Origin of the sequence: Burkholderia sp. 22313, assembly GCF_052045245.1 — a bacterium.
In the GTDB taxonomy this organism is placed as follows: Bacteria; Pseudomonadota; Gammaproteobacteria; order Burkholderiales; family Burkholderiaceae; genus Burkholderia.
On sequence record NZ_JBQEON010000001.1, the window covers coordinates 22515 to 46328 of the forward strand.

Here is a 23814-nt window from a genome sequence, read left to right on the forward strand (position 1 = left end):
TCATTAACGAAAAATGCAACCATGAATCCGCTCGAATTCCGTCACGTGCGCGCGTTCCTGAGCGTCGCGCAGCACCTGCATTTCGCGCGCGCGGCCGACGCGCTCGACATGGCGCCGCCCGCGCTCACGCGGCAGATCCAGGAAGCCGAACGGCTGCTCGGCGTGCGGTTGTTCCAGCGGTCGCGCCGCGCGGTCACGCTGACGGCGGCAGGCGTTGCGTTTCTTGCCGAGGCGAGCGCCGCGGTCGAGCATCTGCAGCGCGGCCGGGAGCTCGCGACGCTGGCCGAGCGCGGCGAACTCGGCCGGATCGAAATCGGCTACGTATCGTCGGCCGTCTATTCGGGCACGCTGCAGCGCACCGTCGGCGCGTTCCGCGCCGCGCATCCACGCATCGAGTTGAACCTGAGGGAAGTGCCGATGGACGACGTCGCGAAGCAGCTCGACGCCGGCCGGCTCGATCTCGCGTACGTGCGCCCGCCGTTGCCGCTACCGGGCGGGCTGCGGATCGTCACGCTGCAGCGCGACGTGTTCGTCGCGGCCGTGCCGGCCGGGTCGCGCTACGCGTCGATGACGACGGTGCGTGCCGCCGATCTCGCCGACGCACGTTTCGCGGTGCCCGAACAGGAACGCGGCACGCTCGAAGTCGCACGCCGCGGCCGCTTCGCGCCGGTGATCGCCGCACGGCCCGGCGGGTTGCTTGCGGTGCTTGCCTGCGTGTCGGTGAACGGCTGGGTCGCCGTGATTCCGGATGCGCTCGCCGGCTGCGTGTCGTTGCCGGGGGTCGTGTACCGGCCGCTCGCCGGCAAGCCGATCACGTCCGAGCTCGCGCTCGCGCACCGGCGCTTCGAGAAAGCGCCGGCGGTACGTGCGTTCCTGCGCACGGTTCCTGCGGCGGGCTAGGGCCTGTTCACGCTCGCCGTTCACCGTCCTCGCGGGAGCCCGCGTGACGGCGCGGTCGCGCGGCCGCGGACGCGATCCTGCCGAAACGCGTCGACGTCGCGTCGATCGCCCTACGCAGCCGGTCGGCCGCGTAATCGGCGTCGCCAGCGCTCAGCGCGGCTTCGACATGTCGAGGTCCGGGACGTCGTCGCCGAACGTCGACGCGACCAACGTGCGCATCGCGGCGATCAGCAGCGTCGGCCCGGACTGGTTGAACGTGCAGCGCTCGCCGGCCGCCGGCACCGGCCGATGCAACACCGCGCGCCACATGCCGTGCCCGCCGTCGCGCTCGAACGCGCCGAACGGCAAACGTTCGACGAGCGGGCCGCCATCCGCCCACGACGACGACGGCGCGTAACGCACCGGCGCGCCGCCCGGCTCGCGCATGACCGTGCATCCCGCGGCGTCGACGCGCGGCGCGCCGAGATCCTCCACCATCGCCACCCAGAAATCGAGCGGCGCGCCGGCCAGCTCCTGAACTTGCATCGCGCTCTCCTTCGGCACTGAAAACGCCATCCTAGCGCCGCCGCGCCCAGCCCGCGACAACCGCCGGCAGGTGTTTTCCCCGGCAAGCCGCCCGCCGTGCACAACCGCCGATACATGTTACGAATCGTCGAATCCTGCCTACAATGAACGCAACGCCTGTCGTCCGGTCAGCGGTGGACAAGCAGGCCGGAACCGCATTCGCGCCGAACCGTGCCGGGCCCGTTCGGCAGATGACTACCGGAACCATACGGTGCAGCGCAGGCCGGATCTCTCGGGAGACCGCAGCATGTCCACGCACGCCAGGAAGCCGCTGATATCGCTCGTCGTGCCGTTTCACGACGAAGAGGAAGCAATCGACGCGTTCTTTGCCGAAACGCTGCCCGTGCTCGAATCGGTCGACGGCGTCCGCTTCGAGATCGTCTGCATCAACGACGGCAGCCGTGATCGTACGCTCGACCGGCTGCTCGCGATCGCCGCCGACGATCCACGCGTGCACGTCGTCGATCTCACGCGCCGCTTCGGCAAGGAAGCCGCGCTCACCGCCGGCCTGGACGAAGCGGCCGGCGCGGCGGTCATCCTGATCGACGCCGACCTGCAGGATCCTCCCGCACTGATTCCCGCCATGATCGAACACTGGCGCGGCGGCGCCGAGGTCGTCGCCGCGAAACGCACCGACCGGACTTGCGATCCGTACATGCAGCGCGCGGCGGCCGCGCTCTACTATCGCGTGCACAACGCGCTGTCCGAGGTGGAGATGCCCGAAAACGTCGGCGATTTCAGGTTGATGGACCGCGAGGTCGTCGATGCGCTGCGCGCACTGCCCGAGCGGCGACGGTTCATGAAGGGGCTGTTCGCGTGGGTCGGCTTTCGCACCGCGATCGTCGAATACGCGCGCGCGCCCCGCAGCGGCGGTCGCTCGAAATTCTCCGGATGGCGGCGCTGGAATTTCGCGCTCGAGGGCATCACGAGCTTCAGCACGGTCCCGCTGCGGGTGTGGACCTACGTCGGCCTCACGTTCGCGATGCTGTCGCTCGTATATGGCGCGTTCATCGTGGTGCGGACGCTACTGTTCGGCAATCCGGTGCACGGCTATCCGTCGCTGATTTCCGTCGTGCTGTTCGTCGGTGGCATCCAGTTGATCGGCATCGGCGTGATCGGCGAATACCTCGGCCGGGTCTATCACGAGTCGAAGCAGCGTCCGGTCTATCTCGTGCGGCGGCGCTACCGTGCCGAGCGGGACGCCGCCGGGCAACCTGCATCGAAACTGCTGCAGTTCCCGCTCAAGCGCGCGCCCGCGGCGCGCCGCCGGACCGCGATGCCGGCCGCCGCGGGCAGCGCCGCCCGCAAGGCGTCGTTCAAGTAGAAACGGGCAGCGGCAATTGGACCTTCCCCGGCAATCGATGCGCTCGGCGGAACGGCCGGTCGTCGCGTGGCTCACGCCGCGACGCGTGATCCTGTATGGCGCGGTGATGCTGGCGTTCCACGCGCTGTTCATCGCGATCTGGGCGGCCGTCATCCGGGATGAACACGGAAGCGCGCTGCCGCGCCCCGGTGCCGACTTCGCGGTGTTCTGGTCTGCGTCGTACGTGATGCTGCACGGCTCGCCGGCGCAGGCGTACGACTTCTCCGCATTCTCGCGGCTGACGGCCGGGCTGTTCGCGCACCTGCATCGCGACGTCTTCGCCCCGTGGCTGTACCCGCCCACCTATCTGCTGCTCGTGACGCCGCTGGCACTGCTGCCCTTTTCGTTCGGTTATCCGCTGTTCGTCGCATGCGGCGGCGTCGTACTGGGTTTTGCCGCGTCGCGCGTCTCCGGTCTCCGCGCGATTCCCGGCGCATCGCGCGCCGGCGCACTCGCGCTGATCGCCGCGCCATGCGTGTTCGTCACCGCGACGCTCGGGCAAAACACGTTCCTGACCGCGTCGTGTGCAGCGCTGGCCGTTTATTGGGCCGATCGGCGGCCGATGTGGGCCGGCCTTTGCATCGCGCTGCTGTCGGTCAAGCCGCAGCTGGCGCTGCTGTTCCCGTTCGTGCTGGTTGCAGCGCGCGCGTGGCGCACGATCGCGTGGGCCGCGCTTGCCACCGCTACGTTCGTCACCGTGAGCGTCCTGGTCTGCGGCATCGGCTCGCTGCGCCTGTTCGTGGCCAGCGCAGCGCTCGCGCGGTCGATCGTGCTCGAACACGGCATCGTGTTCTGGCTCGCGTCGCCCACGCCGTTCGCAACGTTCCGCCTCGCCGGCGTGCCGCTCGGCGCCGCGTACGCCGCGCATGCGTGCATCGCCGCGATCGCGATCGCGGCCGCCTGCGTCGCGTGGACGCAGTCGCGCGACGCCCGCGTGCGCGCGGCCGTGCTCTGCGTTGCGACGCTGGTCGCCAATCCGTACGCGTGGCACTACGAACTTGCGTGGCTCGCGATCGCGATCGCGTGCATGCTCGCGATCGGCTGGCGCGACGGCTGGCTGCGCGGCGAACAGACCGCGATCGCGTTGATGTGGGCGCTGCCGATCGTCGAATACCTGAACCCGTGGCTGCAGCTGCCGCAGATCGGGCCGGCCGTGACGCTCTTCGCACTGCTCGTGCTGCTGCGCCGCGCGCGCCACGGCGCCCACAACACTTACAACGCAAGCCGCGGCGGCACGTACACGCCGTAGTATGGTCCGACGCCCGTCGCGACGCCGGTCATCTTCACGCCGGCGACGAAGTGCCCCTGGATGTACTTGTACGTGCCGCCGAGCGACACGTCGATGTGGAATGCGGCAAACGCGACGATCGGCACGTAGGTGCTGCTCGATGTCTGCGTGACGACCGGCAGCACGACCGTCGAGCCGACCGGCACCGACGTGTACAGCGTCGCCTTCACGCCGGTCGCGAGATAGACGCTGTCGCCGATATTGAGTGTCGTCGGGTTGCCGGTCACCATCAGACCGCCCATCGTCGTCGTGTCAGTCGCGGTCGACTGGAACGACGTCCACTGGCCGCCCATGCACAGCACGCCGTAGGTCTGGCCGTTGGTGATCGAGAATTCGAACGGCTGGCCCGTCAGCGGATTGATCAGCGGCTGGTTGGTCGCCGTGTTCCAGTACTGGTTGTACACGCACTGGTCGATCGCGATCGGAAAAAGCCCGCCCGCCGCCACCCCGCCCGGCGCGGCGAGCACCGCGATCGCGGTCGCGCTGCCGGACGCGCCGGGGACGCCGAGCAACCCGCCGAGCAGCAGCGGAATCGAGCCGCCGTTCACGCCCGGCGCGCGCGATACCGTGACCTGCACCGCCGGCACGTCGTACGAGCCGGGCGTGATGGTGGTCGGCTGCATCGATGAAGGGGTACGCGTCACGTTCCAGTACCCGGTCGTCACCGTGCCGGACGCGAGCGGCGCGCCGGCGGCCGCATTCTGCGCGATCACGCCGTTCGCCGCCGGCGCGGCCTGCGACCAGTTCAGCGCACCGTCGCTCGGCGACATCATCGCGTCGGCCGCCGCGAGCGCGGCCGCATCGGCGGCGTTCTGCAACTGGTTGCGCACCGCGGCCACCCACGCGACGTCGATCGCGAACGCACCGAACGACAGCAGCGGAATCAGGAACATCAGGAAGAACAGCGCGACGGAGCCACGCTCGCGCACGGCACCGGTGCGACGCGTGGCGACCGTGTCACTCATAGAGCATCACCGAACTGGCCGATACCGTGACCGGGCCGGTCAACGCGCTGAATGCCGAACCCAGCACCATCCCGGCGTACGTATAGGTCACCGTGACCGTCAGCGCGGTGCCCGACGTCGTGCCGTTCGCCTGCGTCACGGTCACGGTCGGCGCGGTCGCGGTGCCACCGGTGATCAGGCTGTTCTGCGTGTAGCTCAATGCGACGTTGGCGATCTGGGTCGTCGTCAGCATCGGCACGCGCAGCACGACGCCCGCACGCGCGGCCTCGCGGCTCGCGTTCGTGATGACGGCCTTGTCGCACAGCAGCAGGCTCGTGTCGATGATGCCGATCAGCACCATCAGCAGGAACGGCAGCATCAGCGCGAACTCGAGCGACACGACGCCGCGCGCGTGGCGCTCGCGCAGCGCCGCGCGGGTCATTTTGCGGCCCCCGCGGCGGACGGCACGGCGCGCGGCTCGAGCGCGGCCCCCGTCAACGGCCGGGCGGCGGTGCTCGCGTGGCGCGCCGCGAGTTGCGCGCGCACCGCCTGGTAGACGCGCAGATTGTCGGCCACCGCCGAAGCGGGCAGATCCGCGGACAGCAGCTTCTTCGCCGAATCCGTGTTGCCGAGCACCCCATACGCGAACGCGAGGTTCTGGCGGGCCTGCCACGGCGCATCGGGCAATCCGGCCACGTCGAGCAGCACGTTCACGCCCTCGCGCGGCCGGTTGCTCAGCACGAGCGACAGCCCGAGATCGACGCGCAGCCCCTGCGCCTCCGGATGGGCGCGCAGCGCGTCGCGATACACGGCCTGTGCATCTTCATGGCGGCCCTGCAGGTCGAGCACCGTGCCGAGTCCTTGCGCCGCGAGCGGAAGATTCGGCTTCGCGGCCAGCAGGTCGCGATACCGCTGTGCGGCCTCGTCGAGCCGGCGCTGCCGCAACGCGACGCGCGCGAGCCCGACCTGCGGCCCGAGTTCCGCGGGCGCCTGCTGCCGCGCCTGCTCGTAGAGCATCCGCGCACGCTCCAGATCGCCGGCCCGGTAGTTGACGTCACCGAGCCCAAGACGCGCCGCGAGCGAATCGGGATGCCGGGCGAGCACCTTGTCGTACAGCGTCGACGCGAGCTCGACGTTGCCGCCGGCGAGCGCGCTGTCGGCAATGCGCAGTTCGGCCTGCGGGTCGTCGCTCTTGTTCGACAGTGCCGGCCTCGTCTGGATGCCCGGCGCGCAGCCGCCGGCCAGCACCGGCAATATGATCGCGATGGCGAGCGCACGCATGACGGATCGTGTCACTTGAATACCTCCAGCAGGCGGATCGCCGCCGGGCCCGCCGCGATCAGGCCGACCGTCGGCAGGATGAACAGCATCATCGGCAGCGTGATCTTCGGCGCGAGCTTCGCGGCCTTTTCCTCGAGCGCGACGATCTGCTCGGTGCGCTCGCTGCGCGACAGGGTTCGCAGCGCCTGTGTGATCGGCGTGCCGAATCGCTGCGATTGCGTGAGCGTCGTCGCCAGCGAGCGTGCCGATGCAAAGTCCACCCGGCGCGCGAAATGCGCCAGCGCTTCCGATACGTTACCGCTCAGCGTCAGCTCGTCCGCGCAGACCGTCAGCTCGTCGGCCAGCGGCGGGCAAATGCGCTCGAGTTCGCGCGCGACGCGCCGCACGCCCGATACGAGGCTGTTTCCCGCCATCGTGCAGATCACCAGCAAATCGAGCGCATCCGGAAAGCACGCGGCGATGATCCGCCGGCGCCGCCGGATCATCGCGCCGAGCACGTACTCGGGCACGATCACGCCGATCACGAACGCGGCGACCATCGCCACCGCGCGGATGATGAAGTATTCGCCGAAGCGCGGAATATACGGGCTGAACACGATCGCGATACCCGCGAGCAGCACGCCGCAGCTCAGCTTGATGCCGATCATCGACAACACCGCACGCCGGTCGCGAAAACCCGCGCGCGTCAACTGCAGCCCCAGCTTCACGCGCTGCATCGGATCGAGCACCGGCAACCGCTCGCCGAGCTGTGCGAGGCGCCGCGTCAGGTCCTGGCGCACCTCGCCGGGCTGCAGGCGCCCCGGCACCAGCGACGGCGGGCGCTGTCCGGCCGCCTGCCGCACGCGCGCGGCGATCCGCCGCCGCGTGCCGCCGCCGGGCGTCGCGAGCGCCACCGCGACGCAGGCGAGCAACAGCAACAGTTCAAGGCCGCGGGCGGCCAACATCGAGGTCGTCATCGCGCGGTATCCAGTTTCGACATCCTGTTGATCGTCAGCAGTCCGATCGTCAGCAGAACCGCGGCAATCGTCAGCATCACGTGCCCGGCGTGCGTGTCGAACAGCAGCATCACGTACGAGCGGTTCACGAGGAACAACGCGCCGATCATGACGAATGGGACCGCCGATATGATCTTCGTCGTGATCCGCCCTTCGGCGGTCAACGCGCGTGTCTTCAGGCGAATGTCGCGGCGCGAGCGGATGATGCTCGACAACTCGTCGAGCGTCTCGCCGAGGCTGCCGCCGGTCTCGCGCTGCAGCAGCAGGTAGACGGTGAAGAACGAGAAGTCCGCGATCATCAGCCGGTCCGCCGCCTGCGTCAGCACGTCCTTCAGATCCGCGCCGACGCGCAGGCTGTCGCCCATCGTGCGGAAGGTCGAGCGCACCGGCTCCGCCGCATTGTCGCCCACTGTACTGATCGCCTGCGTAACCGGAATGCCCGCGCGCACCGCACGCACGATCAGGTCGATCGCGTCCGGGAACGCCTCGAGAAAGCGCAGCCGGAAGCGCTCGACCAGCGCGCGATAGCTGGCGCGCATCGCGACCAGCGGCAGCCCGACGTAGATCAGCGGATGCATCACGCGCGGCAGCGCGACAAGGTTCACCGCGACGATACCGGCGATCGCGCCGACGATCGCGCTCACGATGACGATCCGCATCCCGCGCTCGCCGCCGACCGCGCGCACGCGCGTCACGTAGCGCTGCAGCCACGCGCGCGTGCGGCCTTGGCGGCGCGGCAGGTTGAACAGCGCGACGCCGGGCGCGGCGGACGCACCGGCCTCGCGGCCCGCCAGCGACGGCCCGAGGTGTCGCATCCGCTCGCGAATGCGCTGCTCCGGCGTCTGGCGTGTGCGATCGAACAGCGCGGACAGCGCGAGGCCGGCCACGAGGATCACAACGAATGCGCCAAGCGCGAACAGGTCTGCCGTACTCATTGCCGGAATACCTCGGACAGCGCGTCCTCGATGCCGTAGTCCGCGGCGCGCTGCGCGAACGCGGGCCGCAGCGACGACGCCTCGAACACGCCTTTCACCGCATCGCGCGTCGTGTCGCTTTCCTGGCGGAACGTGAACAGGTCCTGCGTGATCACCACTTCGCCTTCCATCCCGACGATCTCGGTGATCCGGGTCACGCGGCGCACGCCGTCGCGCATCCGCTCGACCTGCACGAACAGATGCACGGCGCTCGCGATCTGGCGCCGGATCGACAGCAGCTGCAGGTTCGCGTTCGCCATCATGACCATGCTTTCGAGCCGGCTGATCGCGTCGCGCGGCGTGTTCGCATGGATCGTCGTCATCGAGCCGTCGTGGCCCGTATTCATCGCCTGCAGCACGTCGAACGCCTCCGCGCCGCGGATCTCGCCAAGGATGATGCGGTCGGGCCGCATCCGCAGCGCGTTGCGCACGAGGTCGCGCTGCGAGATGCCGCCGAGCCCTTCGGTGTTCTCCGGCCGCGTCTCGAGACTGACGACATGCGGCTGCAGCAGCTGCAGCTCGGCCGCATCCTCGATCGTCACGATCCGCTCGTGCTCGTCGATGTGCTGCGACAGCGCATTCAGCAGCGTCGTCTTGCCCGAACCGGTACCGCCCGAGATCACGATGTTCAGCCGGCACGCACAGGCGATCTTCAGCACCTGCAGCATCCCGTGCGAAATATTGCCCTGATGCGCCATCCGCGCGAGCGTGATGTCGCGCTTCGCGAACTTGCGGATCGAGATCGACGCGCCGCGCATCGCGATCGGCGGCAGCACCACGTTCACGCGGCTGCCGTCGGCAAGACGCGCGTCGACCATCGGGCTGCTCTCGTCGACCCGGCGCCCGACCGCCGCGGCGATCCGCTGCGCGACGCTCGTCACGTGCGCGTTGTCGCGAAACTTCAGCGACGTGAGTTCGAGCCGGCCCGCGCGCTCGACGTACACCTGGTCGGGGCCGTTCACGAGGATGTCCGAGACGGTGTCGTCGGCGAGCAGCGGCTCGATCGGCCCGACGCCGAACATGTCGTTCAGGATCGCGTCGACGATCAGCACCTGTTCGCCCGCCGTGATCTTCAGGCGCTCGCGCTCGACCGTGTGCGCGGCCACCTGCTCGACGCCCGCGCGCACTTCGTCGCGCGTCTTCATCAGCGCCGCCGACATGTTCATCGACGTGAACACCGCGGTGCGAATCGCATCGAACTTGCCGGAGCGGATCAGCGCCTCCTGGGTGTCGGCGGCCGCCGGCCCGCGGGCGACGGCTGAAGCCTGGCTCGCGGCCGGCCCCGGCGCGGGCGCCGGTGCGCCGTCGCGCGGCGCGGTGGGCGACACGGCCGGCGCGGGGTCCTGCGTCGGCGGTTTGCGGGTGCCGAACGTCACGATCCTTTCCTCCATTTGACGAAGCGCGCATACCACGGCTCGGCGACAGCCATCGATTCACCGGTGATGCCGTTCGCGAGCCGCCGGATCTCGTCCAGGAAGCCATGACGCTTCGCGTCCTCGATCGGCTCGCCGAGGTTCTCGGCGACCGCGAGCGACTGCGGCTCGTGCGGCAGCTCGCGCAGCCTCACGCCGCCGAATGCATCCTCGAAATCGACCTGCGCGACGCGCCCCTTGACCGCTTCGAGCGGATTGTTCAGCACCATCGACAGCAACCGCTCGCCGGGCAGCTCCTTCACGAAGCGCGCAAGCCGCGCGGTTTCGTACGCGGCGTGCACCGAGCGGTCGGCAACGATATAGACGAGATCGGACACGTCCAGTGCATTCTCGAACAGTCTTCCCGCGCGGTTGCCCACGTCGAACAGCACGTAGTGGAAGCGGTCCTTCAGCATGTCGACCAGCAGCGCGACCGCATCGTCGCGCAGCGGCGCATTCTCGCCGTACGCCAGTTCGGCCGAGAGCACGTGCAGGCGGTCGCCCTTCGTGACGAACATGCGGTCGAACAGCGTGTCGTCGGGACGCTGCTCCATGTTCAGCAATTCGATCAGCCCGTTGTTGCTCGACAGCCCGAGCATCGAGTTCGCGCCGCCGCCATGCAGGTTCAGGTCGACGTACGCGACGCGGCGTCGCTTCTCGCCCGCCAGGCAGCGCGCGAGACTCACCGCGATCGTCGTCGTGCCGACGCCGCCGCGCGCGCCGACGAAGCTGACGATCTTGCCGGTGCGCGCCTGCACGACCGATTCCGTCGCCGTCAGTGCGCGCCGCATCAACTCGACGGTCAGCGGCTTCACGATGTAGTCCTGCACGCCGATGCCGAGCAGGTTGCGGAACAGCCCGACGTCGTTCTGCATGCCGATCGCGACGACCCTCACGGACGGATCGCATACGTCGGCGAGCCGCATCAGGTCGGACACCGGCAACACCGAATCCGACACGTCGACGATCAACTGGCGCGGCGAGCGCTCGTGCTGCTGCAGCAGCCGAATCGCGTCCTCGCAGTTGCCCGGTTGCACATGGGCACGCGGGATCGACAGGTCGTGGGCGACGCGGCGGATCACGTCCTCGCTGCCCGCATCCGACACGACCGCGATGAGATCCGCCGCACCGGCGGAGGCGGCGCGCTTGGCGTGGCTGCGATCGAAGACGTTCATTGGAGGCATCGCGATGGCGTCGGAAGCGGGTCAATGGCCGGGCGAGCCGGTCGTCAGCGTCTTGCCGGGGGTCGGCTGCTTCACGCGATCCTCCACGTAGCGGCGCACCGCGTCGGCGGCAACCTGCGCGTCGGCGCCCCCGTACGGCACCGGCGCGACGAGGTCTTCCGGACGCGCGAGCATCGCCGCGAGATTCGTGTAGGTCGCGCAGCCGAACGGCACGCCGGGCCGCCCGAACCCGGCATCGACGAGATGCGACGGCTGCATCAGCTTCGCGCAGTCGGGCGGCACCGCGTGCACGCCGTCGAAGCCGATCGCACGCGCGTCGGGCAGATTGACGGGCGGCGGCGCCGACAGGCAGCCTGCCAGCGCCAGCGGCAACAACGCGGGGACGACGGTTCGAACTCGCATGCGCGCTCCTCCGGTCAGTACACGAAGCCCGCGGCGCCGACGAGGCGCGGCGTGTCGCCCGACAGCAGATCGAGCCCGAGGTTGCGCTGGATCGCGAACTCGAGGTCGCTGCTCGGCCGCGCGACGGTGTCGAGCGCCTGCTCGAGCTGGCCGGGCCCGGCCGGCTGCACGATGTACGGCGTGACGATCACGACGACCTCGGTCTTGTTGTCCTGGAAGTTCTTCGACGAAAACAGCCGGCCGATGATCGGCAGCCGACCGAGCCCGGGAATCTGCGACACGGTATTGGCCGTCTGGCTCTGCAACAGCCCGCCGATCGCGAAGCTCTGCCCGCTCGACAACTCGACCGTCGTCTCGACGCGCCGCACGGTGAGCCCCGGCACCGTGACGCCGCCCGTCGTCACGCTGTTGTTCGGGTCGACCTCGCTCACCTCCGGGCGCACCTTCAGGCTGATCCGGTTGTCGGCGAGCACGGTGGGCGTGAAATCGAGCGACACGCCGAACGGCTTGAACTCGACCGTGATCGCGCCGGTCGTGGTGCCGGCCTGCGCGACCGGAATCGGAATCTCGCCGCCCGCGAGGAAGCTCGCGGTCTGGCCGGACATCGCGGTGAGGTTTGGCTCCGCGAGCATCGTGATCAGGCCTTCCTGGTCGAGCGCATCGAGCACGACGTCGATCGACCAGCGCCCCGCATGAAAGCCGCCGAGCACCGAATACGCGCCGCTCGGCGCCAGGTTGAACAGCTTGGTCGTCGGATCGAACAGCGTGCGCCCGTTGAACAAGCCGCCGACGAAATTGCCGGCCGCGCCGAGCGAGCTCCAGTTGATGCCGAGCTGCTGCGTGATGTTGCGGCTCACCTCGGTCACGCGCACGCGCAGGTTCACCTGAATCGGGCGCGACAGCGTGAGCCGGTTGACGATCCTTGCCTTGTCGTTGACATACGGCGCGAGCGACTGCATCACGGCGTCCGCGTCGGCCGCACTCGGCACCTTGCCCGACACCATCAGCGAGCCCGGCGCGCCGGACACCGCCAGCTTCAGTTGCGGGAAACGGCTGTCGAGCACCGCCTGCAGCGATGCGGTGTCGGCCTGCACGATCACCGTCCGGCGCAGGATCGGCCGATGGTTCGCGCCGAGCGCGATCAGCGTGGTGGTACCGGCCTTCTTGCCGAACACGAACACGGTGCGCGGCGACGGCACCTGGATGTCGGCCACGCTCGGGTCCGCGACGAACATCGCGGTCGCGGGCTCGGACAGCGACAGCATCTCGCCCTTGCCGGTGGCGATCGACAGCGTCGCGCCGGCGTCCGCCGCCTGCGCGCGCTGGGCGAGCGCGACGCCCGGCGCGACGATGCAGGCCAGGCACCAGAAAGCGATCCAACGAACCGTGCGCACCATGCGTTTTCCCGTCAAATGCCGGCCGCCGGGCGGCCGGCCCGAATCGTCATGCCGTCACTGCTGCATCACCCGCGGCACCTGCCCGGTCGTGTCCGCGGCGACGTTGCCGCCGGCGGGCGCAGCCTGAACAACAGGCGTACCCGGCCAACCGGACGGCAGCGGCGGCACGCCCGGCGTGCCGGTGCCACCGCCACGCGAACCGTCGTCGACCGACGAGCCGCGATAGATCACGACCGTGTTGCCCGGCGCCTCCGGCCGCGCAACGCCCTCCGCGCGGCCGGTCGGCGCGCGCGCCGCGTCGCGGGCCGCGCGCGACACGTCACCGGCCCAGACCGGCGGCGTATCGGGCTCCTGCTCGTCGCCGCCCGCCGCCTGGCGGCGATCGCTGGTCGCGAAGCTGCGCAGCGCCAGCGACAGCGAACCGAGGCGCGTCGCGACCAGCACGACCTGCGCGGTGCGCGGCGCGACCTCGAGCGTGACCGTGCGCGCGCGCACCGGCACGTCCGGCGCGCTCGCCGGTGTCTTCGCACGCTGGAATTCCGAGCCGACCGCGAGCACGCGCGCGCGCCGCACGACCGTCTCCGCCTCGAACGTGCCGGGCGTCGTCGCGGAACCGCCGATCTGCTGCGTGAGCACCACGTCGACGAAGTCGCCCGGCTGGATCAACCCCGCGTTGCCCGACACATCATCGACCGGCACCGAGATCGCGCGCATGCCGGGCTGGAGCGCGGCCGCGAGAAAATCCGGCGCGCCGGCCGGAATCACGTTCTCCGCGCGAATCGGCGTACCGGCGTCGACCCGGTTGCGCAGCAGCGCGCCTTTCGGATCCGCGCCCTGCGACTCGACGAACGCGCCGGGCGGCACCTGCGCGCGCGGCACGCGCTTCCATGCGAGATCGTTGTCGCGCAGCAGCAGCCCTTCGGGCAGGTCCGCCGCCGCGACGCGCACGCGCACCTCGGCAACGTCGCCGGGCGCCGACGGTGTCGACGCGGCAACAAACAGCTGGCGAAGGACGAATGCGCCGACGCCGGCGGCGATGATCAGCACGATCATTCTCAGCGGTTTGGACATGGCGGCGCGCATCCCCCGGTCAGGTCAGCGAAACCGCGTGAAGGACCGGCGCCCACACGGCCAGTGCGCCGCCCAGCGCGAGCGCGATGCCGTACGGCACGCCGTGCGTCGCAATCGCGGGCGTGGGTGTGGTGCGGCGCTGCCGCGCGACGGCCGCGAGCGCGGCGAGGCCGCACGCGGCGCCGCTCGCACCGACGATCGTCAACACCGGGAGCGCCAGCGCCGGGCCGGCCCACAGGAAGACCGCCGCCGCCAGCTTCACGTCGCCGCCGCCGATCCAGCCGGCGTGGCGCAGCGCGCCGAACAGCAGCAGCATCGCCGCGCCGGTCGCGACGTGGCCGGCGAGTTGAGCGAGCCCGTCGCGCGCAAGTGCGGCCGCGACGAGATACAGCATCGCGAACGCCAGCACGGCGCGGTTGGACAAGCGCCGCGCGCGCCAGTCCTGCGTCGCGAGCGACACCAGCACGAGCGTCGCCGCCGCCTGTACGAGATAGGGCATCGGAGAGCCGTCCGTCGGCGCGCCCCGGCTGGATACGTCGTACCGCTGCGGATCCGTGTGTTCGTCGGCGGCGCGCGGGTTCAGGGAGGTCAGATCAGCGCGGTGACCTTGTTGATCAGCGTCGTGAAGATCGACGAAAGACCTGTACTGCCGCTGAGGACCGTGCCGACCGCGGCGAGCGCCACCACGATGATGCCGGCCAGAACCGCATATTCGAGCGAGCTGACGCCGCGTTCATCGCGCAGCAAGGTCTTGACGTATTGCAGCATGACAACCTCCGTGTGACGGGGTCGGTGATCGACCGTCGAATGTAAAGACGCGGCGTTGCTTCGGTGGCGGCGCGCGGCGTTCGCCCATTCACGACTCATGCGGCAGCCCTGGCATCGGGCCGTTCGCATCCCCCGGAATCCCTTCGATCGCTGCAACGCGCGGTGTACGGCAACGGTGTCTGCCCGACCTGCGCGCGTTTTTTGCGTGGCCGCATTGGCATGATGCGAATCACGCTGATTGGTCTAGGGTATAGACAATTTTTTCGGCGATTTCAAATAATTTGGCGTCGGAATGCATTTACGCGCGGCACCCTTCAACAATGAAATACGTGCGCAGGATTTATCGGGCCTTTCATCGTCAGACGGGCGGCGGGACGAGGCTAAACGTAAGAATGTGAAGGCCCCGATGCATCAATGCGACGCCCGGGCAATTCGGTGATTTTCATTCGCTTTTCCGATATGCCGCGCGCTTCGCATGCGTCAATTTAAGAAAGCGGATTTTCACTCGCGTCGCCCGGAAAATTTTTCATCGCATTCGATATGAATCGGAAAGTATTGCGCCCCGCTCGCATTTCCCACCGCCGACCCGCGTGATTTGCCAACCCGAAACGCGGCGATAAGCATAGTTCAAATCGTGGCTTGTCCGCCGCCGGATGCGTCATCGAGAATGATTCGACACACCGGGCCTCGGCCGGCCCATTCCAACGTTCTCCTGACCGATCGATTCATGCTTCCACTGCGCCTGCTGCGATCACTGCTGATCGCGTCCCTCGTGACATTGCCCGCTGCCGCCGCGCACGCCGACAAACCCGCCACCATCCGCATCGGCCGTCGCCGTGCCGGCGCCCTCCTTCTTCAACCTTCGTCAATCCAGCCACACGCCGTCGAACCGGTGCCCCCCAAGCGGCGAGAACGTCAGCCCGTGCACGCGCTTCGACACCGGCAGCGACACGATCGACGTCGCGATCGGCGTGAACGGCACCTGATCCTTGAACACGACCTGCGCCTGCTCATAGAGCGACGTGCGTTTCGCGACATCCGCGTTCGTGCGCGCCGCGCTGACCAGCCGCTCGAAATCCGCGTTGCACCACTTCGCGAGGTTGCTGCCGTGCACCGCTTCGCAGCCGAGCAGCGTGCCGAGCCAGTTGTCGGGGTCGCCGTTGTCGCCCGACCAGCCGTACAGGATCGCATCGTGCTGCCCGTCGCGTTTCGCGCGGCGGTTGTATTCGCCCCACTCGTAGCTGACGATCTTCGCGCGCACGCCGATCTTCGCCCAGTCCTGCTGGATCAGTTGCGCCATCAGCTGCGCATTCGGGTTGTACGGGCGCTGCACCGGCATCGCCCACAGCGTCAGATCGAAGCCGTTCGGGAATCCCGCTTGCGCGAGCAGCGCCTTCGCGGCGGCCGGGTCGCGCGGCGCATCCTTCAGGCGCGGGTTGTACGACCATTGCGCGGGCGGCATCGGGTTCGTCGCGACCGTCGCGTCGCCGTTGAACACGGTCCTGATGATCGCGGCCTTGTCGATCGCGATGTCGAGCGCGCGCCGCACGTCGACGCGATCGAGCGGCGGATGCTGCGTGTTGTACGCGACGAAGCCGACGTTGAAGCCCGTCCCGGAAAACAGCGTCAGCTTCGGATCGCGCCGCACTGTCTCGAGATCGGCCGGCCGCGGGAACGCCGACACCTGGCATTCGCCGGCCACGAGCTTCTGCAGGCGTGCGGCCGGATCGGGCGTGATCGCGAACACGAGATGCGCGAGCTTCACGTCGTCCGGCTTCCAGTAGTCGGGATTCGCGTCGTAGCGGATCACCGCGTCCTTCTGGTACGCGCGCAGCTGGAACGGCCCCGTGCCGACCGGCAACTGGTTGATGTCGGCTTCGCGATGGCGCGCTGTCAGCTGCGACGCATATTCGGCCGACAGGATCGACGCGAACGCCATCGCGAGATTGCGCACGAACACCACGTCGGGCTGCTTCAACACGAAGCGCACCGTGTCGTCGTCGACCTTGTCGATGCGCGCGATGTTGCGGTCGAACCCGAGATCGCCGAAGTACGGGAAGCTGACCGGATAGGCCTTGCGGAACGGATCGTCGGGATCGAGCATCCGGCGGAACGTGAACACCACGTCGTCGGCCTGGAACGCGCGCGTCGGCGTGAACCACGCGGTCGTCTGGAACTTCACGCCGCGCCGCAGGTGGAACGTGTACACGCGCTGATCGGACGACACGTCCCAACTCGTCGCGAGCGCCGGCACCAGATCGAGCGTGCCGCGCTTGAACTGCACGAGCCCGTTGTAGACCGGGTACGTGCTCGCGTCGAAATCGGTGCTGGTCGTGTGCTGGCCCGGATCGAAGCCGGCCGGGCTGCCTTCGGTGCAATACACGAGCGTCTTGCCGGCCGGCGCGGCGAACGCGTGCGTGAGCGCGCCGGAGAACAGCAGCGCCGCGCCAATGCCCCGCAACGCGGCCACGGTAACGGAGGGCCGCCGCGCACGCGGCGCGGCGGGTGAGACGGATGGCATCTTCATGGTGGCGATCAGGGAGGAACTGTCATGTGAATGACGAACGCCGATCTTCGCGCGCCGCCCGCCGATCGCTTACCAATTTATTCAGCGTTGCTTATCGCCGCGGATGCATCCCGCCGCCGCGGCAGGGAAATAGCCATGCGAGCGCCGCGGACATCCCCGTGAACACCGCTGCAACGCCCCACGCCGCGTGATGCCGCACGCCGTTCGCGCGCCGCCTTTCCGGCCCCCTGCAGCTTCTCCGGAATGGGCGCATCGTATCGGTTGGTCAACGCCGGCATCGACGCACGGAAGCCCTTCCGGCGCGCGGTTTCCGGCACGGCGTGCCCGCAGGTGCGCGGCCCTTCCTGGAGGACCCACGATGTCGATCAGCCCCGATACGCCCTCTCGTCCCGTGAAGTCGCCGGGCCCCGATCATCCGATCACGATCGAACCGCATTCGTCGCGCGTGGTCGTGAAGGTGGCCGGCAAGGTCGTCGCCGATACGCGCCATGCCCTGGTGCTGCGCGAGGCCAGCTATCCGGCCGTGCTGTACGTTCCGCGCGAGGACACAGACATGGCGCTGCTGCAGCGGACCGACCATGCAACCTACTGCCCGTACAAGGGCGATTGCGCGTACTACTCGATTCCCGCCGGCGGCGCGCGCGCGACCAATGCGGTGTGGACGTACGAGCATCCGAACCCGGCCGTCGAATCGATTCGCGGGCACCTCGCGTTCTATCCGGATCGCGTCGACGCGATCGAGGAAAGCCCGCTCGGCACCGATTGAGCGCCGCGGCGCGCGGCCGCCCCCGTCGTTCACGTATCGTCCGGCCGCTGATTTGCATATGCGGATTCGTTGGTTGGCCGCCGGCCCGCGCAGCCGTATCGTCCTGAATCCGGCGCGGGGCGGCCGGCCGCATGCGTGGTCCGCATCCGGCCGCGCCGCCAGCCCGCGCGACCCGTGAACCCGCCAGCAGGACGCCTCGATGAACGACACCCCGCACGCAGACCTTGAAACGACCCCGGCCAACCCGCGCCGCCGCCAATGGCTGCACGGCGCGGCAGCCGGCTTGGCCGGGCTCGCGCTCGGCCCGCTCGCGGGCCTGCCCGCACGGGCCCAGGGCAGCGACAAGCGGCTGCGCATCGGTTTCCAGAAATACGGCAACTTCGTCGTGCTCAAGGCGCGCGGCACGCTCGAAAAGCGGCTCGCGAGCCAGGGCGTGACGGTGCAATGGCTCGAGTTCCCGGCCGGCCCGCAACTGCTCGATGGGCTGAACGCCGGCGCAATCGACGTCGGCACGGTCGGCGAGACGCCGCCGATCTTCGCGCAGGCGGCCGGCGTCGATTTCGTCTATATCGGCAACGAACCGCCCGCGCCGCACGGCGAGGCGATCGTCGTGCTGCCCGATTCGCCGATCCGCACCGTCGCGCAGTTGCGCGGCAAGAAGGTCGCGTTCAACAGGGGGTCGAACGTCCACTACCTGCTCGTCAAGGCGCTGGAACACGCGGGCCTCACGTATGCCGACATCCACCCGATCTACCTGACGCCCGCCGACGCGCGCGCCGCGTTCGTGCAGCGCAACGTCGATGCGTGGGTGATCTGGGATCCGTACCTGGCCGCCGCCGAACGGCAGCTCGGCGCGCGCGTGATCGCGAACGGCGACGGGCTCGTGCGCAACACGCAGTACTACCTCGCCGCGCGCCAATACGCGGCCGCACAGCCGCAGGTGCTGCGCACGCTGCTCGAGGAAGTCGACGCGGTCGATCGCTGGGGACGCGACCACATCCCGGAAGTCGCCGCACAACTGTCGCCGCTCGTCGGCCTCGACACGCCGACGCTCGAAATCGCGCTCAAGCGGACCGGCTACGGCGTACAGCCGATCACCGATGCGACGCTCGCATATCAGCAGAGCATCGCCGACGCATTCAGCACACTGAAGCTGATTCCCGGCAAGGTGACGGTCGCCAACGCGCGCTGACGCAGCGCCGCCGCGACGCGTTACGGCGCGCGCGTCGCGCCGGTCCGCCGCCACGCGTCGTAATCGGTGACGAGGCCTGCATCGTCGACCGCGAGATCGGCCGCATACGTGCCGCTCTCGTAGCGATACACGTGCTCCGCCGTGCGCGCATAGCGCTGCTCGCCGCGCACGATCTCGAACGCCGGAAAACGCAGCCACGCGGTGTGGATCACGGCCGACGCGCCGACTTCAAGCCCGAGACGCCGGATCGGCAGCGTATTGGTCGACGGACTGAAACCGAGATCGACGTCGGTCGCGCCCGCGAGGGCCGGCACGTCGACGCCGTCGACCGTCCAGCGTCCCGCGTCGCATTCGATCGCGAGTTGCCGGGGCGGCGCGGCACCGAGCCAATGCGTCACGCGCACCGAGCGCGTCAGCCAGTCGACGCCGCACACGATCGCGTAGTCGACGCGAAACGGCGTGCCGTCGATCGCGCCCGCCACCGCGCCCGACAGGTCGATGCCCGCGCGCGTCTCGACGAGCCGGCACCATTCGCCCGCCTGCCAGGGCTGCGCGATCTGCCATGCGACGCAGCGCGTGTGCGCCGCTTCGTCATGTGGCGTCATGCCGCCTCCCGTCGAGGATGCGCGCGCGTGGCAGCCGCGCAGTCACGTGCCCCGGTCACCACGCATGCCGATAGATCGCCAGCGCGTCGGCTTCCGTGACCTCGCGCGGATTGTTCACGAGCAGGCGCGTCTGCAGCATCGCATCCGACGCCATCCTCGGCAGGTCGCCCTCGCCGACACCGACTTCGCGCAGCGTGCGCGGAATGCCCGTCGCGACGATCAGGCGATCGATCTCGTCGATCAGCGCCTGGGTCCTCGCTGCGTCGCTGCCCGCCGCCGACGGCGCCACGATCGCCGCGAGTTCCGCATACAGCGGCGCGGCGGCCGGTGCGTTGAAGCGCAACACATGCGGCAGCACGAGCGCGTTCGACAAGCCGTGCGGCACATGGAAGAGGCCGCCCACCGGATAGGCCAGCGCATGCACGGCCGCGACCGGCGCGTTCGCGAAGGCCTGCCCGGCGAACGTCGCGCCGACCAGCATCGCTTCGCGCGCGTGGCGGTCGCTGCCGTCGTCGCATGCCTTCAGCAGGTTGCGCGACAGCAGCGTCAATGCCTGCACGGCCAGCATGTCGGACACCGGATTCTTCAGCCGCGCCGACGTATAGGCCTCGATCGCATGCACCATCGCGTCGATGCCCGTCGCGGCCGTTGCCGCGCGCGGCAGCCCGAGCGTCAGCTCGGCGTCGAGGATCGCGACGTCCGCGAACAGGTGCGGCGACACGACGCCCATCTTGCGCGCCTCGCCGATCGTGACGATCGACACGGCCGTCACTTCGGAGCCGGTGCCGGCCGTGGTCGGCATCTGCACGAGCGGCAGCCGCGACGCCGTCACCTTGTCGACGCCGTACATCTCGGCCAGGGGCTGCCGCCCCGGGGCGAGCACCGCGATCAGCTTCGCGACGTCCATCGACGAGCCGCCGCCGAGACCGAGCACGAGCTCGGCATCGGCCGCCACCGCCCGCGCGGTTGCTTCGAGCACGATGTGTTCGGGCGGATCGGCGATCACGTCGTCGATCACGGTCACCTGCCAGCCGTGCGCGGCGAGGCTCTCCAGCGCCGGCGCGAGCACGCCGCTGCGATGCAGGAACGCGTCGGTGACGACACACAGCCGCGCGAGTGCCGGAAAGCGTTCGCGCAACAGCGCGCCGAGCCGGCGCGCGGCGCCGAATTCGACGATTTGCGCCGGAACGGTACGGAATTGAAACGGGTTCATCGGGCCCCTCCCGGAGGCGTCGCCGTGCCGGTGTCCGGCTGCACCATGTAGCGCGTCACGTCGCGGCGCTCGAGCAGCGGAATGATCGCGCCGACGCCGATCCGCTGGAAATGCGGCGTTTCCCGATGCGCGTCGAGGCCGTCGGCATCGCGGTAACGCTCGAGGATCACGATGTGGTCGGGGTCGACCGGCGACCGGAAGTACGCGTAGTCGAGGTTTTTCGGCTCGGCGCGCGTGGCCGGCGCGAGTTCCGCCAGCAGTTCGACCACGCGGTCGCCGTTGCCGGGTTGCGCGAAGTAATGCGCGATGACCTGCAGGTAAGGTTCGTTCATGCTGAGCTCCGTAGTCGCCGGCGGCCCGTCATGCCGGGCCGCCTTTCCGCCCTGCGCGGTCGCTCGTCGATCGCGCTTGCCCACGTGGCGCCGGCCGCCCGATACGGCGCCGACGCCTCGACGTCGCATTGTATTGAATCGGCACCGCGCGCGCAGCGCACCGCCGACGCGGCGCCGCTTTCCCGAATCCCGGCTATTGCATCGCGCCCCCGCGGCGGCGCCGGGCCCTTCGGCTAAAATGCCGCACTTTCCACCTTGTCCGGCCCGCTCGCCATGCAACCCGCTTCTCCCGCCCGATCCGCCGCCCACGGCGCCGACGCTGCCGACCCGTCGCACGACCTCGTCTATGGCCCCAATGACCGGCCCGCGCCGATGGTCGCGTTCGTCGCCGCGCTGCAGCATCTGCTGGCGATCATCGTGCCGATCGTCACGCCCGGCTTGCTGATCTGCCAGGCGCTCGGCGTGTCGAGCCGGGATACGACCCTGATCGTGTCGATGTCGCTGGTGATTTCCGGCATCGCCACCTTCGTGCAGTGCAAGCGCTTCGGCCCGCTCGGCGCCGGCCTTCTGATCGTGCAGGGCACCAGCTTCAACTTCGTCGGGCCGCTGATCGCCGGCGGCAGCCTGATGGTCAAGCAAGGCACGCCGGTCGCGACCGTGATGGCCGCGATCTTCGGCGTCGTGATCGCCGGGTCGTTCGTCGAGATGGGCGTGTCGCGCATCCTGCCGTTCGTGAAGCGCCTGATCACGCCGCTCGTCACCGGCATCGTCGTGCTGCTGATCGGCCTCACGCTGATCAAGGTCGGCCTGATCAGCATGGGCGGCGGCTTCGGCGCGATGGCCAACGGCACGTTCGCGAGCGCGCAGAACCTGACGCTGTCATGCCTCGTGCTCGGCACGATCATCCTGCTGAACCGCGTGCCGATCGTGTGGGTGCGCAGCACCGCGCTCGTGATCGCGCTCGTGATCGGTTATGTCGCGGCGGCGGTGCTCGGCCGCCTCGACTTCACCGGCGTGCACCAGGCCGCGCTGTTCCAGATCCCGACGCCGCTGCACTTCGGCATCGGCTTCTCGTGGTCGCTGTTCGTGCCGATGCTGATCATCTATCTCGTCACGTCGCTCGAGGCCATCGGCGACGTCACCGCCACCAGCAAGATCTCGAAGGAGCCGGTCGAAGGGCCGGTGTGGATGCGGCGGATCAAGGGCGGCGTGCTCGTCAACGGCGCGAACTCGCTGCTGGCCGGCGTGTTCAACACGTTCCCGAGCTCCGTGTTCGCGCAGAACAACGGCGTGATCCAGATTACCGGCGTCGCGAGCCGCTACGTCGGCATCTGGATCGCGGGCATGCTGGTGGTGCTCGGCCTGTTCCCGGTCGTCGCCGGTGCGCTGCAGGCCGTGCCGGAACCCGTGCTCGGCGGGGCGGCGATGGTGATGTTCGGCGCGGTGGCCGCATCGGGCATCAACATCCTGTCCGGCATCCCGCTCGATCGCCGCGCGCTGCTGATCATCGCGGTGTCGCTGGCGCTCGGCCTCGGCGTGTCGCAGGTGCCGGACATCCTGAACAGCCTGCCGCATGCGCTGAAGAACGTGCTCGAATCGGGTGTCGCGACGGGGGGCATCTGCGCGCTCGTGATGAACTGGTTCCTGCCGGAACAGAAGTAACGCGGCGCACGCCCTGACGACGCGGTCCGACCGACGGGCCGCGTCGCGCTCGCTCCAGGGTCGCCGAGACCGGCTTGGCCCGGCGCCCGACACTCGCTAGAATCGGCTCATGCCTCAAGCCCCCTCCACCACGACGCCGGAAATCAGCGCCGTTCCGATCAAGGAACGGGCGACCGTCGTCTGCTACCGCGAAGAACAGGTCCTGCTCGTTGCGCGCGCATCGTCGCGCTGGGCGCTGCCCGGCGGCACGATCAAGCGCGCGGAAACGCCGCTCGAAGCCGCGCATCGGGAGCTGCAGGAAGAGACCGGCATCACCGGTCAGGCACTCGTCTACTCGATGCAGTTCACCGGGCTCGCGAAAGTGCATCACGTGTTCTTCGCCGAAGTCGGCCCGGACCTGGTGCCGCAAGCGAACAACGAGATCGAGAGGTGCAAGTGGTTCCGGATCGACAGCGTCGATGAACTGCGCGCCAGCATCCCGACGAAGCGCATCGTCGAGCTCGTCTACGAGCACGAAATCCTGATCAAGTAGGTAGACACCCCACCCCCAACGGCTCGCACGAGCCGATATGATGCGCCCACGGTCCGTCGTCGCGTTCCCTTTCGAGCGAGCTGCAGATGAACAGTGCGTACACCTACCGCGGATACACCATCGATGTCCGCTGCGAATTCCGGCTCGCCCTGCCGCGCGACCCTGCGCCGCCGCCCGACCCGCTCGGCTTCGGGTTCGTCGCGGTCGTGCAGGTGCGTACGGCCGGCAGCGCGCCGCGTCTGCTCGCCCCGATCCGCCTCGCCGACGATGGCGGCCGCCTGTTCGGCGACACCCTCGACGCGTTGCGCGCAGGCCGGACGGCCGGCGAAATCATCGTCGACGATCTGTTGGTCGATGCGGGTTCCGCGGACGGACGGCGAGCGCATCCCTGAGCCGTCGGCCGGCCCGGATCGTCGTTGCGAATTGTCGTTGCAAAGCCGTC

Annotated in this window: 25 protein-coding genes; 8 read left to right on the forward strand and 17 right to left on the reverse strand. The window is 69.1% G+C overall.

The window, feature by feature from the left end:
- Nucleotides 1-21: 21 nt before the first annotated feature.
- A complete protein-coding gene (locus ACTJKF_RS00105; RefSeq protein WP_440621509.1) occupies nt 22-900 on the forward strand; it encodes a LysR substrate-binding domain-containing protein in 879 nt (292 codons plus the stop codon).
- A gap of 150 nt (nt 901-1050) precedes the next feature.
- On the opposite strand, the gene ACTJKF_RS00110 is transcribed toward ACTJKF_RS00105, so the two are convergent.
- A complete protein-coding gene (locus ACTJKF_RS00110) occupies nt 1051-1425 on the reverse strand; it encodes a phage protein NinX family protein (RefSeq protein ID WP_440621510.1) in 375 nt (124 codons plus the stop codon).
- Between the two features lie 286 nt (nt 1426-1711).
- On the opposite strand from ACTJKF_RS00110, the gene ACTJKF_RS00115 reads away from it, so the two are divergent.
- Complete coding sequence (locus tag ACTJKF_RS00115; RefSeq protein ID WP_440621511.1) at nt 1712-2788, forward strand: glycosyltransferase family 2 protein; 1077 nt, start codon at nt 1712-1714, stop codon at nt 2786-2788.
- A gap of 16 nt (nt 2789-2804) precedes the next feature.
- Nucleotides 2805-4076, forward strand: coding sequence for a glycosyltransferase family 87 protein (locus ACTJKF_RS00120; protein WP_440621512.1), 1272 nt, complete (start codon nt 2805-2807; stop codon nt 4074-4076).
- Here ACTJKF_RS00120 and ACTJKF_RS00125 read toward each other — a convergent pair.
- From ACTJKF_RS00125 to ACTJKF_RS00185, 13 genes are all read right to left on the reverse strand, one after another.
- On the reverse strand, nt 4040-5080 hold the full coding sequence (locus ACTJKF_RS00125; protein ID WP_440621513.1) for a TadG family pilus assembly protein: 1041 nt from the start codon (nt 5078-5080) through the stop codon (nt 4040-4042). The genes ACTJKF_RS00120 and ACTJKF_RS00125 overlap by 37 nt on opposite strands.
- Entirely contained in the window at nt 5073-5501 is a 429-nt protein-coding gene (locus tag ACTJKF_RS00130) for a TadE/TadG family type IV pilus assembly protein (protein ID WP_440621514.1), read from the reverse strand. The genes ACTJKF_RS00125 and ACTJKF_RS00130 overlap by 8 nt, the downstream gene beginning before the upstream one ends.
- Entirely contained in the window at nt 5498-6355 is an 858-nt protein-coding gene (locus ACTJKF_RS00135; protein WP_440621515.1) for a tetratricopeptide repeat protein, read from the reverse strand. The genes ACTJKF_RS00130 and ACTJKF_RS00135 overlap by 4 nt, the downstream gene beginning before the upstream one ends.
- Entirely contained in the window at nt 6352-7296 is a 945-nt protein-coding gene (locus ACTJKF_RS00140; RefSeq protein ID WP_440621516.1) for a type II secretion system F family protein, read from the reverse strand. The genes ACTJKF_RS00135 and ACTJKF_RS00140 overlap by 4 nt, the downstream gene beginning before the upstream one ends.
- A complete protein-coding gene (locus ACTJKF_RS00145) occupies nt 7293-8270 on the reverse strand; it encodes a type II secretion system F family protein (protein WP_440621517.1) in 978 nt (325 codons plus the stop codon). The genes ACTJKF_RS00140 and ACTJKF_RS00145 overlap by 4 nt, the downstream gene beginning before the upstream one ends.
- A complete protein-coding gene (locus ACTJKF_RS00150) occupies nt 8267-9685 on the reverse strand; it encodes a CpaF family protein (protein WP_440621518.1) in 1419 nt (472 codons plus the stop codon). The genes ACTJKF_RS00145 and ACTJKF_RS00150 overlap by 4 nt, the downstream gene beginning before the upstream one ends.
- On the reverse strand, nt 9682-10905 hold the full coding sequence (locus ACTJKF_RS00155) for an AAA family ATPase (RefSeq protein ID WP_440621519.1): 1224 nt from the start codon (nt 10903-10905) through the stop codon (nt 9682-9684). Before ACTJKF_RS00155 ends, ACTJKF_RS00150 begins: the two co-directional genes overlap by 4 nt.
- A gap of 21 nt (nt 10906-10926) precedes the next feature.
- Nucleotides 10927-11307, reverse strand: coding sequence for a CpaD family pilus assembly lipoprotein (locus ACTJKF_RS00160; RefSeq protein WP_440621520.1), 381 nt, complete (start codon nt 11305-11307; stop codon nt 10927-10929).
- A 14-nt stretch (nt 11308-11321) separates the two neighbouring features.
- Nucleotides 11322-12704 (reverse strand): type II and III secretion system protein family protein, encoded by a 1383-nt coding sequence (locus tag ACTJKF_RS00165; protein WP_440621521.1) that lies wholly within the window; start codon nt 12702-12704, stop codon nt 11322-11324.
- A gap of 54 nt (nt 12705-12758) precedes the next feature.
- Nucleotides 12759-13775 carry a Flp pilus assembly protein CpaB gene (cpaB, locus tag ACTJKF_RS00170; protein WP_440621522.1) on the reverse strand — a complete coding sequence of 339 codons (1017 nt, stop codon included), beginning with the start codon at nt 13773-13775 and terminating at the stop codon, nt 12759-12761.
- Nucleotides 13776-13794: 19 nt separating this feature from the next.
- Complete coding sequence (locus tag ACTJKF_RS00175; protein WP_440621523.1) at nt 13795-14274, reverse strand: A24 family peptidase; 480 nt, start codon at nt 14272-14274, stop codon at nt 13795-13797.
- 89 nt (nt 14275-14363) lie between these two features.
- Nucleotides 14364-14543, reverse strand: a complete 180-nt coding sequence (locus ACTJKF_RS00180; protein WP_440621524.1) for a Flp family type IVb pilin — start codon at nt 14541-14543, stop codon at nt 14364-14366.
- Between the two features lie 865 nt (nt 14544-15408).
- Nucleotides 15409-17070: an ABC transporter substrate-binding protein gene (locus ACTJKF_RS00185; RefSeq protein ID WP_440621525.1), complete on the reverse strand. Its 1662-nt coding sequence runs from the start codon at nt 17068-17070 to the stop codon at nt 15409-15411.
- A 358-nt stretch (nt 17071-17428) separates the two neighbouring features.
- Here ACTJKF_RS00185 and ACTJKF_RS00190 point away from each other — a divergent pair, with 358 nt between their 5' ends.
- Nucleotides 17429-17836, forward strand: a complete 408-nt coding sequence (locus tag ACTJKF_RS00190; protein WP_440621526.1) for a DUF427 domain-containing protein — start codon at nt 17429-17431, stop codon at nt 17834-17836.
- 199 nt (nt 17837-18035) lie between these two features.
- Nucleotides 18036-19028: a sulfonate ABC transporter substrate-binding protein gene (locus tag ACTJKF_RS00195; RefSeq protein WP_440621527.1), complete on the forward strand. Its 993-nt coding sequence runs from the start codon at nt 18036-18038 to the stop codon at nt 19026-19028.
- Between the two features lie 20 nt (nt 19029-19048).
- On the opposite strand, the gene ACTJKF_RS00200 is transcribed toward ACTJKF_RS00195, so the two are convergent.
- The 3 genes from ACTJKF_RS00200 to ACTJKF_RS00210 are packed head-to-tail and all read right to left on the reverse strand — an operon-like array spanning nt 19049 to nt 21178.
- Nucleotides 19049-19633 (reverse strand): putative glycolipid-binding domain-containing protein, encoded by a 585-nt coding sequence (locus ACTJKF_RS00200; protein ID WP_440621528.1) that lies wholly within the window; start codon nt 19631-19633, stop codon nt 19049-19051.
- Nucleotides 19634-19688: 55 nt separating this feature from the next.
- Nucleotides 19689-20846 (reverse strand): iron-containing alcohol dehydrogenase, encoded by a 1158-nt coding sequence (locus ACTJKF_RS00205; protein WP_440621530.1) that lies wholly within the window; start codon nt 20844-20846, stop codon nt 19689-19691.
- Nucleotides 20843-21178 carry a putative quinol monooxygenase gene (locus ACTJKF_RS00210; RefSeq protein WP_440621531.1) on the reverse strand — a complete coding sequence of 112 codons (336 nt, stop codon included), beginning with the start codon at nt 21176-21178 and terminating at the stop codon, nt 20843-20845. Before ACTJKF_RS00210 ends, ACTJKF_RS00205 begins: the two co-directional genes overlap by 4 nt.
- Before the next feature lie 273 nt (nt 21179-21451).
- Here ACTJKF_RS00210 and ACTJKF_RS00215 point away from each other — a divergent pair, with 273 nt between their 5' ends.
- The 3 genes from ACTJKF_RS00215 (at nt 21452) to ACTJKF_RS00225 (ending at nt 23764) form a co-directional block, all read left to right on the forward strand.
- On the forward strand, nt 21452-22840 hold the full coding sequence (locus ACTJKF_RS00215) for a nucleobase:cation symporter-2 family protein (protein WP_440621532.1): 1389 nt from the start codon (nt 21452-21454) through the stop codon (nt 22838-22840).
- A 109-nt stretch (nt 22841-22949) separates the two neighbouring features.
- Complete coding sequence (locus ACTJKF_RS00220; protein WP_440621533.1) at nt 22950-23372, forward strand: NUDIX hydrolase; 423 nt, start codon at nt 22950-22952, stop codon at nt 23370-23372.
- An 86-nt stretch (nt 23373-23458) separates the two neighbouring features.
- Nucleotides 23459-23764 carry a hydrogenase maturation factor gene (locus ACTJKF_RS00225; RefSeq protein ID WP_440621534.1) on the forward strand — a complete coding sequence of 102 codons (306 nt, stop codon included), beginning with the start codon at nt 23459-23461 and terminating at the stop codon, nt 23762-23764.
- Nucleotides 23765-23814: the final 50 nt, after the last annotated feature.

What these genes read in the sequence shown, in the direction of transcription:
- ACTJKF_RS00200 (WP_440621528.1), bottom strand. Translation starts at nt 19,633, where the DNA reads ATGACGCCACATGACGAAGCGGCGCACACGCGCTGCGTCGCATGGCAG.
- ACTJKF_RS00140 (WP_440621516.1), bottom strand. Translation starts at nt 7,296, where the DNA reads ATGACGACCTCGATGTTGGCCGCCCGCGGCCTTGAACTGTTGCTGTTG.
- ACTJKF_RS00195 (WP_440621527.1), top strand. Translation starts at nt 18,036, where the DNA reads ATGAACGACACCCCGCACGCAGACCTTGAAACGACCCCGGCCAACCCG.
- ACTJKF_RS00190 (WP_440621526.1), top strand. Translation starts at nt 17,429, where the DNA reads ATGTCGATCAGCCCCGATACGCCCTCTCGTCCCGTGAAGTCGCCGGGC.
- ACTJKF_RS00210 (WP_440621531.1), bottom strand. Translation starts at nt 21,178, where the DNA reads ATGAACGAACCTTACCTGCAGGTCATCGCGCATTACTTCGCGCAACCC.
- ACTJKF_RS00145 (WP_440621517.1), bottom strand. Translation starts at nt 8,270, where the DNA reads ATGAGTACGGCAGACCTGTTCGCGCTTGGCGCATTCGTTGTGATCCTC.
- ACTJKF_RS00205 (WP_440621530.1), bottom strand. Translation starts at nt 20,846, where the DNA reads ATGAACCCGTTTCAATTCCGTACCGTTCCGGCGCAAATCGTCGAATTC.
- ACTJKF_RS00175 (WP_440621523.1), bottom strand. Translation starts at nt 14,274, where the DNA reads ATGCCCTATCTCGTACAGGCGGCGGCGACGCTCGTGCTGGTGTCGCTC.
- ACTJKF_RS00125 (WP_440621513.1), bottom strand. Translation starts at nt 5,080, where the DNA reads ATGAGTGACACGGTCGCCACGCGTCGCACCGGTGCCGTGCGCGAGCGT.
- ACTJKF_RS00180 (WP_440621524.1), bottom strand. Translation starts at nt 14,543, where the DNA reads ATGCTGCAATACGTCAAGACCTTGCTGCGCGATGAACGCGGCGTCAGC.
- ACTJKF_RS00105 (WP_440621509.1), top strand. Translation starts at nt 22, where the DNA reads ATGAATCCGCTCGAATTCCGTCACGTGCGCGCGTTCCTGAGCGTCGCG.
- ACTJKF_RS00165 (WP_440621521.1), bottom strand. Translation starts at nt 12,704, where the DNA reads ATGGTGCGCACGGTTCGTTGGATCGCTTTCTGGTGCCTGGCCTGCATC.
- cpaB (WP_440621522.1), bottom strand. Translation starts at nt 13,775, where the DNA reads ATGTCCAAACCGCTGAGAATGATCGTGCTGATCATCGCCGCCGGCGTC.
- ACTJKF_RS00115 (WP_440621511.1), top strand. Translation starts at nt 1,712, where the DNA reads ATGTCCACGCACGCCAGGAAGCCGCTGATATCGCTCGTCGTGCCGTTT.
- ACTJKF_RS00215 (WP_440621532.1), top strand. Translation starts at nt 21,452, where the DNA reads ATGCAACCCGCTTCTCCCGCCCGATCCGCCGCCCACGGCGCCGACGCT.
- ACTJKF_RS00110 (WP_440621510.1), bottom strand. Translation starts at nt 1,425, where the DNA reads ATGCAAGTTCAGGAGCTGGCCGGCGCGCCGCTCGATTTCTGGGTGGCG.
- ACTJKF_RS00225 (WP_440621534.1), top strand. Translation starts at nt 23,459, where the DNA reads ATGAACAGTGCGTACACCTACCGCGGATACACCATCGATGTCCGCTGC.
- ACTJKF_RS00220 (WP_440621533.1), top strand. Translation starts at nt 22,950, where the DNA reads ATGCCTCAAGCCCCCTCCACCACGACGCCGGAAATCAGCGCCGTTCCG.
- ACTJKF_RS00155 (WP_440621519.1), bottom strand. Translation starts at nt 10,905, where the DNA reads ATGCCTCCAATGAACGTCTTCGATCGCAGCCACGCCAAGCGCGCCGCC.
- ACTJKF_RS00130 (WP_440621514.1), bottom strand. Translation starts at nt 5,501, where the DNA reads ATGACCCGCGCGGCGCTGCGCGAGCGCCACGCGCGCGGCGTCGTGTCG.
- ACTJKF_RS00160 (WP_440621520.1), bottom strand. Translation starts at nt 11,307, where the DNA reads ATGCGAGTTCGAACCGTCGTCCCCGCGTTGTTGCCGCTGGCGCTGGCA.
- ACTJKF_RS00185 (WP_440621525.1), bottom strand. Translation starts at nt 17,070, where the DNA reads ATGAAGATGCCATCCGTCTCACCCGCCGCGCCGCGTGCGCGGCGGCCC.